Genomic DNA, 14,197 nt, shown 5'->3' on the forward strand with positions numbered 1-14,197 from the left:
TCTTCGTTCGGTCATCTTTAACCTGTCATTATTGTCTCGTAAACGTAAAAGGCTGTCCGCAGGTTTCTACGCACAGCCTTGATTTTTCCTCTATTTTTTCGCGTTAACGGTTCAGACGCTGCTCGATCAGGGTGTCCACCACGGATGGATCGGCCAAGGTAGAGGTATCGCCCAACGCATCATGCTCGTTGGCGGCAATTTTTCGCAGGATACGCCGCATGATTTTGCCCGAGCGCGTTTTGGGTAGCCCTGGCGTTATCTGGATCAAATCCGGTGTTGCTACCGGGCCAATTTCCGCTCGCACCCAATCACGCAACTCTTTTGCCAGTTCATCGGTGGCTTGCAGGCCGGAGTTTAGGGTCACGTAAACATAGATACCCTGCCCTTTGATATCATGCGGATAGCCCACAACCGCTGCTTCAGCGACTTTTTCATGGGCCACTAACGCACTTTCGACTTCGGCAGTACCCATACGGTGGCCAGAGACATTGATCACATCATCCACTCGACCTGTGATCCAGAAATAGCCATCTTCGTCACGACGAGCGCCATCACCGGTGAAATACATACCGCGGAAGGTGGAGAAATAGGTTTGCACAAAACGATCATGGTCACCATAAACGCTGCGCGCTTGACCGGGCCAGCTATCGATCATCACCAGATTACCTTCCGTTGCTCCCTCTAACAGCATGCCGGCGTTGTCCACTAAGGCTGGCTGTACACCAAAAAATGGCCGCGTGGCAGAACCTGGTTTTAATGCCGTTGCACCAGGCAAGGGGGTAATCATGATGCCGCCGGTTTCTGTTTGCCACCAAGTATCGACGATGGGGCAACGCTGTTCGCCAACCACTCGGTAGTACCATTCCCAGGCTTCAGGATTAATGGGCTCGCCCACTGAGCCCAATAAGCGCAGCGACTCACGATGGGTTTGCTCTACCGCAGCCGATCCTTCGGCCATTAACGAACGAATAGCCGTGGGGGCGGTATAAAGAATATTAACCTGGTGCTTATCAACAATTTGGGAAACGCGATTTACGTCGGGGTAATTGGGCACACCTTCACACATAACGGTTGTGCCACCATTGGCCAATGGCCCATAGAGCAAATACGTGTGGCCAGTGATCCAACCAACATCAGCCGTGCACCAATAAATATCACCGTCGTGATAATCAAATACGTATTGATGGGTGATCGCGGCCCACACCATATAGCCGCCAGTGGTATGCAATACACCCTTAGGCTTGCCAGTAGAACCTGAGGTGTAAAGAATGAATAAGGGATCTTCAGCGTTCATTTCTTCGGCCGGGCAATTAGGTGACGCCAGTGCCACCAATTCTTCATACCAGACATCACGAGCACTGTGCCAAGCAACATCGGCGCCGGTACGTTTAACCACGATCACCTTTTCTAGCGAGCGAATGCTCGGATGGGTCAGCGCTTCATCAACATTGGCTTTTAGTGCCACCCGCTTACCGCCGCGCACGCCTTCATCAGCAGTAATCACAATCTTGGCATTGCTGTCTTCTATCCGCCCGGCTAAGGCATCGGGAGAGAAGCCACCAAACACCACAGAGTGAATAGCGCCAATACGGGTACAGGCCAGCATGGCAACCGCCGCCTCGGGAATCATCGGCATATAAATACACACCACATCCCCGCGTCGCACGCCCTGACCACGCAAAGCATTGGCAAAACGACAGACTTGTTCGTGCAGTTCACGATAACTGATGTGTTTATGCTGATCCGGCTCGTCGCCTTCCCAGATAATGGCCGTTTGCTCACCGCGGCTTTCTAAATGACGATCCAGACAATTCGCCGATGCATTTAAGGTACCGTCTTCAAACCAGCGAATATCAACATTGTGATCATCAAAGGAAACATTGCGCACCTTAGTAAATGGCCGCATCCAATCAATACGCTGCTGCGCCTGTTCACGCCAGAAGCCATCCGGATTAATGATGGATTGCTGGTACATCTGCTGGTACTGATCATTATTAATCCAGGCAGAATCGGCAAATTCCTGCTTAATCGGATACACCTTATGCTCACTCATAGCGTTTCCTCTGTACGTGAATCAACGTTTGCCTGCGGCTCGTCTGGTATCAGTAAAAACCACAGGACATCCTTTGTTATTGTTACGATCCAGTTTGGTGGTCTAACCACCTATATCGAAATTAGACAATGGTCTATTCCGGGCCAACATCAGCTCCCCTAGACAAACACAGTCACCGCCGAGATACCAGCATCCCAACTGACGATTAAGGCCAGCTGTCGAGCATTGGCCAGTACCTATTCAGGCTAGGCTAACAGCCAGCACGACCAAAACGGTAATCCGACCCGCCACAAAAGAAAATATCTAAAAGATGTCTATGAACGCCTTCAGCGAGCACTTGTTATGAAAGCCAAGCAAATAGAAGCCAGACCTTGCAGGCTCGGTGCTGTAAGAGTTGGTATTGTAAGCGTTAATACAGAAGGAGTGGGTATTGCAGAGGAATTGGACAGGGCTGGCAATAAAAGCAGGTACCACCACGCGCTAGGTGCGAAAGAGTCAACCCTGTCAGCGGAATTATCCGGTTTACTGGCTAGCAATACATTGGCTCGAAAAGCAGGCCTATGACCAAGCCACCAGCAAAACGTCAGTGGCAAAAATGGCAATATGCCAAGTGTTGGCTAGCCAGTGATCTGTGCTTAAAACGCCTAAAAAGGCCGTCACATAAATAGCCAGACGGCCTTAAATGCTTTAATGGCTAATTTGAATCTGCCAGCTCAGTCGGTTCGCGCAGCCATACTTCGACGCGGCGATTTTTAATCTGCCCTTCTTTTCGGTTGCCAGAGGCCACTGGCAACGCGACTCCATAACCGACACTGTTATGAGGATAAATTCCACCAAGCTTTACCAATTCACGTCGTACTGCCATAGCCCGCAATTTAGACAACAGCTCAGAGCGCTCCTCGGTTCTTTTTTCATCGCTAAAGCCAATCAATATCACCTCAGAACCGTCTTTCCCTTGCAGAAAATCCACTAACCGAGACAAGTCAGCCATGGCTTTGTTGTCTAGTGTTGCACTGCCCTGATGGAAACGGAAATTAATGGTTAAGCGCTTTGCACCTGCGGTCAACTGGCGAAAATCCTGCGGTAACTCAGCATAAAACTCGGGTAATAAAGCCTGTGGTTCTTGTGAAACAAAACCGCTGCTGGCTACAATTTTTTGGCCGGCATCGCTTTGAGCAAAAGCGATAAATTCGCCAACGTGCGTGTTGTTTGAATCGTCGTCGGTATACAGGTATAGACGTCGAGATAAGGCATAATCTTCAGTGGCCACGGTCAATTTATTGGGCTGCAGTGGTTTGGCACTGCCATCGGAAACGGCCAATAGTTTACTCTGACGCACCGACGATAAAGCCACAAAGCCGATGCCTAAAGGATCAACAGCCACGCTATCAGACAATGCGTCATTTGATTCAAAGCGCTGGGCAGAAGCGAGCAATTGGTGCTGTTTACCCAACACCATGCTGCGAAAACTGTCCCAAGTACCAGACTGGTTGTCTCGTGCATAAATATGTATCGGGCCAGCAGGACCGTTGAGCTCCGACCAGTCCGTAATTTTGCCGGAAAACACATCGGCCAATTGAGCGACACTCAGGTCATTAATAGGATTATCTGGATGCACAACAATCGCCAGCCCGTCGATGCCAACAATGTGCTCAGACTTCGCACTGCGCATATCAGCAATATGCTTTAATAGCGCTGCCTCTTTATCTTTGATTGGCCGCGATGCGGCGGCAATATCGGCCCGGGCGGTTGCTAAGCCTTTAAAACCAGTGCCAGACCCGTGTGCATCGATGCGCACGCGAACCTGTGTTTGTTGATAGCTCCCTTGCACCCACACTTCATTGTCGTTACCGGCTGCAATAACCGTTATGTCGCTTGCGCCTTTTGCTGCCAAATAAGCTGACACTAAACTTGGCCCTAAGTGCGCGCCAATGGTATTTGAGCCTTGCATAGTAAACAGTAACGACTGCTGCTGAACCGCCGGTAACGAAAATTCTTCTAACCCTTCAGCCCAACCCGATAGTGAAAAAAGACCAATAAAAAAAAGAAATACTGCGCGCATGACTGCTGCCATCCATCCGTTCGCCATAAAATTTGGCGGCAGCTTAAAGGACTAAGGTGACAAGAAGATGACATTAGACATTATTAGCCGATGTCGCAGCGAGACCAACTATTCAGCGATGCATCACGACGTTGTTTTTAAACTTAGGCCTCAGCACCTCAGCGCTCTGCAATAAAATCTCGCTGCGCAGCCTGGTAATGGGGTTTAACGATCCATTGGCGAAAGCCTTGCAGAGTATAAAAAGGCGTATCCTGCACCACTGAGTTAGCCAACCATGACGGTAAAGAGCCACCTGGTTCGGCATGGACCTGATATTCAACAGCGAGCCAACCATCCGCCTGCGGAGTAAAACGCCAATAGCCGGTCAGTGCCGACATACGCACCAGACCTTCACTTACAGGAAACACATCATCACGGCTTCGCAAATTAATGGTCACTGTACCATCGCTTGATTGCTGCAACTGACTTTCGACCACCACATCACGCTCACTCACTGGCCAAGGCGCCTCACTCACCATATAAGACAGCAACTGGGTAGACGACCGGCGTTCGATAACATCAATGGCCTTGCAGTTGTACATCCACTGCGGCGCCACGGAATAGTCTTCCAACAGCGCAACCGCCGCCGTTAGACGGCTTTTAACGCGAGTGATGCCTTTAAATGCCTTTAGATCAGAACCAGGTACCGTTCGCACATAGACCTGAATATTATCTGTCTGATCCTCCACCACCTGCTGCCAGTCGTTGTCAGCCAATGCCAGCAATGGCCAACACAGTACTAACACCATCCAACGAATCATGACACCACCTTCATTGATTAACTGTTGTGAACCAGTGTGTCAGTGTGGCAGTCCATCAGCGATGGCTATAGAGGTCATCCAGCCGCACTGTGTGCCATTGACATTCAAGCCGTTTTACTACCACCACGACAATTGGGCGACAGCGGTACTTGCTCAGGGTCAAACTCATCTGGCGCATAGGTGTGCAAGCTCAGAGCATGCACAGGTCCTTCCAACTCGTCGGCCAATAAACGATAGATATGCTGATGGCGAGCCACTGCACGCATACCAGCAAACACCTCACTCACAATCACCAGCTTAAAGTGAGACTCAGTCGCAGGCCCTGAGTGCATATGGCTTTCGTTCACTATATCTAGAATATCGGGTTCCAATGCGGCCAGCTTGGCGGCCATTTGATCTGCAATCATGTGCTTTTCCACGGTCGAAAAGATCAAGAATATCAACATCCTAGTTATGACAACAGGTTTGCCATTCAATGCCCGCCAGCAGTAAAGTAGCGCCTTTGATCAGGAGCTTGCTATGACCCAGGAAATCAGTATGACCCAATCCCTACTTGACCGATATTACGAGGAAGAAAAAGCACGCAGAGAGCGTGAATTGAGCCTGGCCAGCGTGCAGGTGCGCCTGGATGCTAGCGATCTTGCCATGCTGGGTGGAATCGCCAAACGTTTTCAAAAAACCAAAGATGAAGTGGCGGGTGAACTGCTGTCGTCTGCTTTGCTGGATATTTTCTCGCGCCTGGAAGCTGGTGAGCGCAAGTTGCTAGCACGGGATTGCGACGAAGCAGCTCGCCAACTGGCGGATGAAATTGCCGAAGAAAATGGCGTCCACAGCATTGATTTTAAACCCGGCGTGTGGGCCAATCATGAACGCCAGATAGTCAAACAAGAGCGCAAACGCGCCCGCCTGGCCGAGAACAACAGCAAAGGCACAACCGCTAATAACGAAACACAAGATAGCAAAGCGGCAGAAATTCAATCCAGCGACACAATGGACGTCAGCGAAGCGCCGAGCAGCACAGAAGCTCCAGCCGCAGAAACTGCTACGACCAATACCGAACTGCGTGACAATACCACCAATGAAATGACCGACAGCGCCGAGTCAGTATTTGCTGACTAACTGTTCGTTGGCCTAGAGCACGAGCTTTCTCGCGCCAGTGTGACCTCCTGATGCACACTGGCCGCAGCGCAAGCTGAAAAGCTGCGCCGCTTATGCCAGGCTAGCGCTAACAATATTATTGGCGCTATTTACGCCATATCCTCAGCTCCCGGAACTCTCCAGGACCGGCTTGCATCCACAACAGCTCCAGCTGATCGGAAAACACAAAGCGATTACCGACCAGAAAGCCACTACGACGGCGGCCACCGACCGTTGCTGATGCCTGGCGACCTTGTTTTTTAACGGAACGAGCTAAATCGTCTGGTACGACGTCCATGCAGACCTCCCCATCCACTATCACAGCCCTGTGGCTTAAGTCGCTCCCGTCAGTTTGAGCGGGAAGTCGCGACCCAAACCTGTCTCTCTATCATAATGCCGCCGTGTGACAGGAAAAGGTCATCTATAGACCAAAATACGATAAAACTTACCTGACAAATAACCGCATCATTGGCTTGCTGACACCCGCGACTGCTTTACAATGGCGCTTTTTACAGATTGAGAGCAAAGTACATGGCGATCCAGTGGTTCCCGGGACATATGAACAAAGCGCGCAAGAAGATTGCCGAAGCCATGCCCGAGATCGATCTGGTGATTGAAGTACTTGACGCGCGATTGCCGTTTTCCAGCACCAACCCGTTAGTTGATGAACTACGCGGCGACAAACCCTGCATCAAGCTGTTGAATAAATCAGACCTGGCAGACCCTGCCACCACCAAGGCGTGGGTTGCATACTTTGAGCAACAGCACCAAGTGCGTGCCTTGCCCATGGTGGCTGAGCAGAAAAATCAGGTCAAACGCGTGGTACAACTGTGCAAACAGTTGGGCCAGCATCGGTTGGAGAAAAAACGTCCGGTTCGCATCATGATTATGGGTATTCCCAATGTCGGCAAATCCACGCTGATTAATGCGCTGGCCGGGCGCCAAGTGGCTAAGACTGGCAACGAGCCCGCTGTCACCAAAGCCAACCAGATGATTGACTTAAAAAATGGCCTAGTGCTATCCGATACACCGGGAATCTTGTGGCCAAAACTAGAGCCCGAAAGTTGCGGCTATCGCCTTGCCGCCAGTGGTGCCGTTAAAGACACGGCCATTGAATATCAGGACGTGGCGTTATTCGCTCTGCAGTATTTGTTGGGCCACTACCCACAGGCACTGCAGCAACGCTTTAAGTTAAAACAATTACCAGCCACACCTGAACTGGCGCTGGAGGATATCAGCCGCAAACGCGGCGGACTGCGTCCAGGTGGCGTGTTCGATTTGCACAAAGGGGCAGAAGTTTGCTTACACGAGCTGCGCGCCGGGAAGATCGGCCTGATATCACTGGAAAGTCCGCAACTGGTAGAACAGGAGCTGGCCGAACTGGAAGCTCTGCAGGCCGCTATGGCTGAATTGCCGAATGAACCTGAGTAAAGGTCTGCCAGTCGACATCTTCATCCGCAACCACTTCGATGGGGTACAGACCTTTTTCGGTGGGGATGCGATTTAGATCCTGTTCAAACTGAGCCAGATCCTTGCAGTAAATAATCCACTGATTCACGCCGGAGTGAGTAATCATCATCACCACGACGGCGTTTTCACTTGGCTCTAACATGGCTTGCAGGGTTTCGTGAAATATCACGATCTGTGCCTGCTCCTTAGCACCAGGGAATCCGCTGCTGTCGTCGCGAGTGCTGGCGTTCCAGGCAATCTGCACACATTGCCGATAGTCACCCGCATCTTTAGCTAACGCCCACTCTTTGCGAAACTGAATGCTAATAGGCACGCCGTTCAGATCGCCCGAAGCCCGAACCCAGAGATTGTTTACCAACATGGTTTATATCCCGCTGTTGTCATAACTATTCAGACTAACGAATATCCACGGAAATGCCAGTGCTGTCGTTTTACCACCCCCCCATTGTCTAAGTTAGCCTGCATTTGCTGATAAAACATCGCCCTAGCCTGTCGTCTTGGGCGTCGGTATCATGCCGCCATCTAAACAGCAGTGGTTTTTCTTCATGACAATCGCACTCACCATACTGGCCATCGTTATCGTGGCAGCATTAGCTCTGTATGCTTGGCACCTCACCCGCCAAGTCAAAGCCGCAGAAGATCGTCAGCAGCAAGAACAAATCGCTGCTGCCGAAGCACTGCGAAGCAAACAGTTCGAATTGGTCAGTGATATTCACTTTGTCTCCCGCGCCATGCTGGCACAGCAGTGCGAACTAACCGAAGGCGTATTACGACTGCACCATCTTATTCAGTCATTGGACCCAGAAGTATGGCCCATGCAGGAGTTGTCTGCCGTACGCCGCCACTACCAGGCTGTCGCTGATATGCCCATTTTAGAAGCGTATAAACAACTCAATAAGCGCGAGCAATTTAAGCTGGATAAACAACGCTGGCAACTTGAGAGCGACAATCACGCTGCGATTGAAACCGAACTGCAATGGCTGGTGAATTATGGTTTTCCTAACGTCACCTTATTACATTAGACTCGACCCTTAATATCTAAACCAGTTAGAGAACAACAATGAAAACCTACCTCAGCGCGTGCCTACTATTGGCTGCTCTGCCAGCCATGGCCGACTGGCAACTGACGACACCGTCAGAAGTCAGCTTTGTGACCTTTAAAAATACCCATTTGGCTGAACACCATCGTTTCAATCGTTTGAGTGGCCAAGTCAATGCTCAAGGTGAAGCCAGCATTAATATTGACCTGGCGAGCATAGACTCACGCATTCCTGTGCGTGATGAGCGCATGCAAAACCTGTTGTTTAACGTCAGTGAGTTTGCCAATGCCCGCATTAGCACAACACTGCCACAAAGCATTTTGAGCAGCCAGCAGCCAACCCGGTTTGAACTGCAAGGTAATTTGGAGCTGCATGGTGAAAGTGAAGCCTTCAAGGTGCCGGTATTGGTCACTCCGAGCCTGAATGGCCAAGTGGTCGTATCCAGCTTGGCGCCGGTGATGATTCATGCCGATGGTTTTGCCTTGACCGCCGGTATTCGCCAACTGCGTGACATCGCTAAACTCGACAGCATCGCCGAAGTCGTGCCGGTACATTTCACGCTGAATTTTGCCAACACCAGCAAAGCCGAAGATTAACAACACACAGCGCGCTGCAATAACGCTGAGCACAGCGGTCTGCAGGCCGCTGTCAGCATTAACTGTCTAATGCCCGGGCAGCCGGCTGAATAATCAAAGGGTCTGGTGTGAGTGTTTCCAAGCTGCCTTTGTTGTTGTAATCCAACCCATGCAGCACATGGCGCATAGCGTTCAAACGTGCCCTTTTTTTATCGTCGGAGCGCACCACCGTCCAAGGGGCATCCATATGATTGGAATAATAAAACATGGCTTCCTTGGCGTCGGTGTAATCATCCCACTTATCGAGAGACGCCAAATCCACCGGACTGAGCTTCCATTGCTTTAATGGATCGACCTGACGTTTTTGAAAACGCCGAAGCTGCTCTTGTCGACTGACGGAAAACCAAAATTTAAACAAGTGAATGCCTGAGCGCACAAACATGCGCTCCAATTCTGGCACTTCGCGCATAAATTCCATGTATTGACGATTGTCACAAAAGCCCATGACCCGCTCCACTCCCGCCCGGTTGTACCAGGAGCGGTCAAACAGCACGATCTCACCATCACACGGCAGGTGTTTGATATAACGCTGAAAATACCACTGAGTTTGTTCACGCTCGGTGGGTTTTTCCAGTGCTACGACACGGGCACCACGAGGGTTTAAGTGCTCCATAAAGCGTTTAATCGCACCACCCTTGCCCGCCGCATCGCGTCCTTCAAAAACGATGACCACCTTTTGGCCTGTGTCTTTTACCCAGCCCTGCATTTTCAGCAATTCAATTTGCAGCTGCTGCTTTTGACTTTCGTAGTCGCGCCGCGACATACGCTCGCCATAAGGCAAGTGCGGGGTCTTGCCTTGGTCTAACAGTCCAGCGGCTTGCAAATGAGCAGACAATTCGTTCATGGGTTCTCCAATCATAGTGTTACTTCCACCATAGATCAGACCCAAGGCAAACGAACTGACACAGATCAGGCGTTAACCTTGATCGGCCGCCAGGAAACAATTACGGCCGGCATGTTTGGCACGGTACAGCCACTGATCAAGATAGTGAATAACCGACGTTAGTGACATATCCTGGTGAGCCCTGGGTGTCAGCGTGATGTAGCTACCGGATGCGGTGACCACTAACCGCTCACCGTCATCGGTCAACACCATCATGTCTTTTAAGGCTTGCTGCAAACGCACCACCAACGCTGGCAACTGCTCTTTGCCGCAGCCAGGCAATAGTAGGGCAAACTCTTCACCGCCGAGTCGGCCAACGTGATCGGTAGGCCGCAAGGTCATCATTAACGTCTGACATAAGGCTACTAGCACCCGATCACCACAGCCATGTCCGTGCTCATCATTGATACGCTTAAAATGATCAAGGTCTAACAAAATAACGGAAAATACATGGTACTGCCGCTGCCCACGCGCCCATTCACGCTGATACGCGCGTTCAAAACCACGACGGTTTTCAGCACTGGTTAAAGGATCCGTCAACGCTAGCCGCGCCTGCGCTTCGGTTTTTTGCACCAGTACAATGCAGGCTGCGATGACTGCGGCCAAGTGCTGCATAAAGTCCGTGGCCATCCCGGCTTTAAAGCGATCGGAATGATGAGAGAACAAGGTCAGCTGACCCAAGTATTCGAGATTGCGCCGCAATGGCAGTGTCAGGCCAGTGCAATAAGGATTGGGCGCATCGATCGTGCTGGCTTCACAAGCTTCGACCCGGGCACTGAAATCAACCGTTTGTAACAGCCAGCCATGATCGATATCCAGCGATTGCTGCACCGACATTGACAGCTGCTCATCCGGATCACATAGCTGCAGCGAAATCGCATCCAACTCAAACTGCTGCGGTAAGCCTTCAACTAAGGTATGCAGCAGATCGTACCAACTCTGACAGGACAATAACTGCAGCTCATATTCCTGCAATCGCTGCAGCAGAGCTTCATTGCGACGGGCGTTGCTTAGCAGTTCCTCCAGATCCACAACAACTCCTGTGACGCGACAGACACCTCTCGTGTTTAACACCAGGCCATGGCTTAGGCAAGCATTCAGCCAGTAGAGCTGCTAAAATCGCGCGCTTTGTTCAGGTCAAAACAGGCAAAATGACAGCAAACATCTTGGTGTTCGACTCCGGCGTTGGCGGTTTGAGTGTGGCAGAGCACATTGCTAAAGCGCTGCCAGGCCACCCTATGGTGTATTTAATGGACCGCCAGGATTTCCCCTACGGCCAGTTGTCTGATGACTACCTGTGCCAGCGCGTACTGGAGTTATGCCAACGCGCCATCAAACAATGGCCTATCGAGCTGTTGGTCATTGCCTGTAACACCGCCAGCACCGTCGCTTTGCCAGCGTTACGACAGGCCCTGAACATCCCTGTGGTCGGTGTGGTGCCGGCAGTTAAAGTGGCCGCCACCCTAGCGCAAACCGGTGCCATCGGCGTATTAGCAACACCCGCGACGGTACAGCGGCGCTATCTTGATGATCTAATAGCCGATCACGCCGCTGGCTGCCCAGTTTACCGCCTCGGCAGTACCGAACTGGTACAGTGGGCAGAGCAATGGGTGTATGAAGGAAAGCGCTGTGAGCAACTGGTTGAATTGCTGCAGCCTTGGGTTACTGCACACCAGATCCGCCATGTGGTTCTAGGGTGCACGCATTTTCCGTTATTAAGACAGCAATTGCTGGAACATTTTCCGGACATTGACTGGATAGATTCAGGCGCTGCGATTGCCAGACGGGTGGCCTCATTGCTTGACGACAAGGTAACTGGAGCCGCAGCACGGTTGTGCCTCAGCTGGGATGGGCCGGCACCAGATTACCCGGCACTGCAGCGATTTTTAGGTGCTTGGCAACGCCCCATCAGCTGTCAGCCACTGGAACCAGACTTATACAAGTAACAGTATTTGTATAGCTTTTAATTTTGAGTAAACTACTCAGGTATTCACCCCACAATCAGGGTTATAAGATGTCGAAACTGGAATCCCTTTACCAACAGATTCTCACCGAACTGGGCGAGGACGTTGAGCGCGAAGGCCTGCTGGATACCCCTAAGCGAGCTGCTAAAGCCATGCAGTTCCTCACCAGCGGCTATGACATGGATATCAATGAAGTCGTGAATGGCGCCGTTTTTAATAGCGACAACGATGAAATGGTGGTGGTACAGGGCATCGAGTTTTATTCCCTGTGTGAGCATCACACCCTGCCTTTCCTTGGGCGCTGTCACATTGGCTACCTGCCAAACGGTCAAGTACTGGGGCTATCGAAGTTTGCTCGCATCGTTGATGTGTTTGCCAGACGCCTGCAAATTCAGGAGAACATGACCAAGCAAATCGCTGACGCCGTGGTCGAAGTGACCGGCTGTCGTGGTGTTGGTGTGATTGTCGAAGCTCAACATATGTGCATGATGATGCGTGGTGTGCAAAAGCAAAATTCAATGATGCGCACCTCGGTCATGAAAGGCGCTTTCCGCGAAGATCCGGCTACTCGCCAGGAATTTATGAGCCTGATCGACAAAGCTTAACGCCTCTTCTCGAAGGCCTGCGAGCCACAGCGAGCAGGCCGCAAGACTCCAGACAGTCTGATGACATGGCGGCACACGATTCCAGCTGGCTTCAAGGTGTGCCATGATTGTCACGCGCAACAGCAGGAGACCCTATGGCAGCGCAGGACTGGCTTACCTGGACACTGTTGTTTTACCCCCTAGGAATACTGGCAGCTATCGATGCTTTGTGGAGTGGCCGCACAGCACAGGGAACCATCGCCTGGATGCTGGCGCTGCTGGCCCTGCCGCAGATTAGTTTGCCAGCTTACTTGCTATTCGGCAGTCGCCGCCTTAAAGGCTATCGCCGTGCACGCCAACGTACCGATGACAGCCTCAGCCATATAGCCGAACGGCTGGAACACACTTTACTGCCCTTTCGCCGTCCACCCATCGCCGCTGTACGCCCTTTACTGGCGCTATTTAGAAGTCCACTACTGGGCGGCAATCAGACTCAGCTGCTGACCTCGGGCGAGCAAACCTTTACCTGCCTGTTTGAGCACTTGTCTCGTGCGCAACTGAGCATCTGTCTGCAGTCCTATATTATTCGCGATGACCACATTGGCCAGGCACTGCTGGATCTTTTGTGCCAACGTGCCAAAGCCGGTGTAAAGGTGTATGTGTTATTTGATGAAATTGGCAGCCACGGGCTGAGCCGCCGTTATCGGCAGCAACTTAAGGCAGCCAACATCCAGTTTTCACGCTTTAATCCCATTCACTTTCGCAATCGCGTGCAACTGAACTTTCGTAACCACCGCAAACTGGTGGTGGTGGATGAGCACACCGCATTTGTCGGTGGTTACAATATTGGCGATGAATACTTACGCGCCGACTGGCGCGATACCCACCTACTGATTAAGGGACCAGCAGCGCTCAGCTTTCAGCTCGGCTTCAGTGAAGACTGGCAATGGGCCACGGGACAACTGCCGGAGTTGCACTGGCAACCGGCGCCGGCGATGGGCCAACAAGCCGTTATGTGCATCAATCCCGGACCTGCCGATCACTGGGAGTCAGCCAGCTTGTTTGTGTGTCAATTGATTCAAAGCGCTCAACAGCGCTGCTGGCTGGTCAGTCCGTATTTTGTGCCAGATCAAGCCCTCATTAGTCATCTGCAATTGGCGGTGCTGCGCGGTGTGGACGTGCGCGTTCTTCTGCCAGAAAAGACCGATAACCGCCTAGTACAACTGGCAATGACACGTTACATCGAAGAGCTCAGCCAGGCTGGCATACGATTCTCAACCTACCGTGCGGGCTTTTTGCACCAGAAAGTGATTCTTATCGATCAAGAGCTGGTATCCATTGGCAGCGCCAACCTCGATAATCGTTCCTTACGCATCAACTTTGAAATGAATGCCTTAGTGCAAGACAAAGAACTGGCTCAGCAAGTTGAAAGCATGTTGCAGCAGGACTTTCTTAACGCGACGGCAGCACAGGTCGACAGCCGCTGGTGGCATCAACTACTGGCGCGTCTGGCGCGCTTGCTGGCACCGTTGCTTTGAAACCAGCAACAAAAAAGCGCCCCAAAGGCGC

At 51.5% G+C, this 14,197-nt stretch carries 15 protein-coding genes; 7 read left to right on the top strand and 8 right to left on the bottom strand.

What is annotated here, in order from left to right; genetic code table 11:
- Positions 1-103: 103 nt before the first annotated feature.
- From acs to AC55FS_RS13895, 4 genes are all read right to left on the bottom strand, one after another.
- On the bottom strand, positions 104-2,053 hold the full coding sequence (gene acs / locus AC55FS_RS13880) for an acetate--CoA ligase (protein ID WP_496932848.1): 1,950 nt from the start codon (positions 2,051-2,053) through the stop codon (positions 104-106).
- A 694-nt stretch (positions 2,054-2,747) separates the two neighbouring features.
- Complete coding sequence (locus tag AC55FS_RS13885; protein WP_496932849.1) at positions 2,748-4,115, bottom strand: substrate-binding domain-containing protein; 1,368 nt, start codon at positions 4,113-4,115, stop codon at positions 2,748-2,750.
- Between the two features lie 158 nt (positions 4,116-4,273).
- Complete coding sequence (locus tag AC55FS_RS13890; protein ID WP_496932850.1) at positions 4,274-4,915, bottom strand: START domain-containing protein; 642 nt, start codon at positions 4,913-4,915, stop codon at positions 4,274-4,276.
- A gap of 104 nt (positions 4,916-5,019) precedes the next feature.
- Positions 5,020-5,322 carry a BolA family protein gene (locus AC55FS_RS13895; RefSeq protein WP_496932851.1) on the bottom strand — a complete coding sequence of 101 codons (303 nt, stop codon included), beginning with the start codon at positions 5,320-5,322 and terminating at the stop codon, positions 5,020-5,022.
- Positions 5,323-5,434: 112 nt separating this feature from the next.
- Here AC55FS_RS13895 and AC55FS_RS13900 point away from each other — a divergent pair, with 112 nt between their 5' ends.
- Positions 5,435-6,034: a hypothetical protein gene (locus AC55FS_RS13900; protein WP_496932852.1), complete on the top strand. Its 600-nt coding sequence runs from the start codon at positions 5,435-5,437 to the stop codon at positions 6,032-6,034.
- 124 nt (positions 6,035-6,158) lie between these two features.
- Here the strand turns inward: AC55FS_RS13900 and AC55FS_RS13905 are convergent, their stop codons facing one another.
- Entirely contained in the window at positions 6,159-6,350 is a 192-nt protein-coding gene (locus AC55FS_RS13905) for a hypothetical protein (RefSeq protein ID WP_496932853.1), read from the bottom strand.
- Between the two features lie 233 nt (positions 6,351-6,583).
- Here AC55FS_RS13905 and ylqF point away from each other — a divergent pair, with 233 nt between their 5' ends.
- Positions 6,584-7,483 carry a ribosome biogenesis GTPase YlqF gene (gene ylqF / locus AC55FS_RS13910; protein WP_496932854.1) on the top strand — a complete coding sequence of 300 codons (900 nt, stop codon included), beginning with the start codon at positions 6,584-6,586 and terminating at the stop codon, positions 7,481-7,483.
- On the opposite strand, the gene AC55FS_RS13915 is transcribed toward ylqF, so the two are convergent.
- Positions 7,452-7,883, bottom strand: coding sequence for a DUF695 domain-containing protein (locus AC55FS_RS13915; protein WP_496932855.1), 432 nt, complete (start codon positions 7,881-7,883; stop codon positions 7,452-7,454). The two genes, ylqF and AC55FS_RS13915, sit on opposite strands and share 32 nt — an antisense overlap.
- A 184-nt stretch (positions 7,884-8,067) precedes the next feature.
- Here AC55FS_RS13915 and AC55FS_RS13920 point away from each other — a divergent pair, with 184 nt between their 5' ends.
- Positions 8,068-8,544, top strand: a complete 477-nt coding sequence (locus AC55FS_RS13920; protein WP_496932856.1) for a DUF2489 domain-containing protein — start codon at positions 8,068-8,070, stop codon at positions 8,542-8,544.
- 38 nt (positions 8,545-8,582) lie between these two features.
- On the top strand, positions 8,583-9,158 hold the full coding sequence (locus AC55FS_RS13925) for a YceI family protein (protein WP_496932857.1): 576 nt from the start codon (positions 8,583-8,585) through the stop codon (positions 9,156-9,158).
- A gap of 58 nt (positions 9,159-9,216) precedes the next feature.
- On the opposite strand, the gene ppk2 is transcribed toward AC55FS_RS13925, so the two are convergent.
- Together ppk2 and AC55FS_RS13935 are read right to left on the bottom strand one after the other, a co-directional pair.
- The gene (gene ppk2 / locus AC55FS_RS13930; RefSeq protein WP_496932858.1) at positions 9,217-10,041 is read right to left on the bottom strand and encodes a polyphosphate kinase 2; all 825 of its coding nucleotides are present in this window, start codon (positions 10,039-10,041) and stop codon (positions 9,217-9,219) included.
- Between the two features lie 72 nt (positions 10,042-10,113).
- On the bottom strand, positions 10,114-11,112 hold the full coding sequence (locus tag AC55FS_RS13935; RefSeq protein WP_496932859.1) for a DUF484 family protein: 999 nt from the start codon (positions 11,110-11,112) through the stop codon (positions 10,114-10,116).
- Positions 11,113-11,231: 119 nt separating this feature from the next.
- Between AC55FS_RS13935 and murI the strand changes: the two genes are divergently transcribed.
- The 3 genes from murI (at position 11,232) to cls (ending at position 14,166) form a co-directional block, all read left to right on the top strand.
- Positions 11,232-12,026: a glutamate racemase gene (gene murI, locus AC55FS_RS13940; RefSeq protein WP_496932860.1), complete on the top strand. Its 795-nt coding sequence runs from the start codon at positions 11,232-11,234 to the stop codon at positions 12,024-12,026.
- 68 nt (positions 12,027-12,094) lie between these two features.
- Complete coding sequence (gene folE, locus AC55FS_RS13945) at positions 12,095-12,649, top strand: GTP cyclohydrolase I FolE (protein WP_496932861.1); 555 nt, start codon at positions 12,095-12,097, stop codon at positions 12,647-12,649.
- Positions 12,650-12,783: 134 nt separating this feature from the next.
- Positions 12,784-14,166: a cardiolipin synthase gene (cls, locus tag AC55FS_RS13950; protein ID WP_496932862.1), complete on the top strand. Its 1,383-nt coding sequence runs from the start codon at positions 12,784-12,786 to the stop codon at positions 14,164-14,166.
- Positions 14,167-14,197 lie beyond the last annotated feature (31 nt).

Source organism: Bacterioplanes sp. CLAM21 (assembly GCF_059641015.1).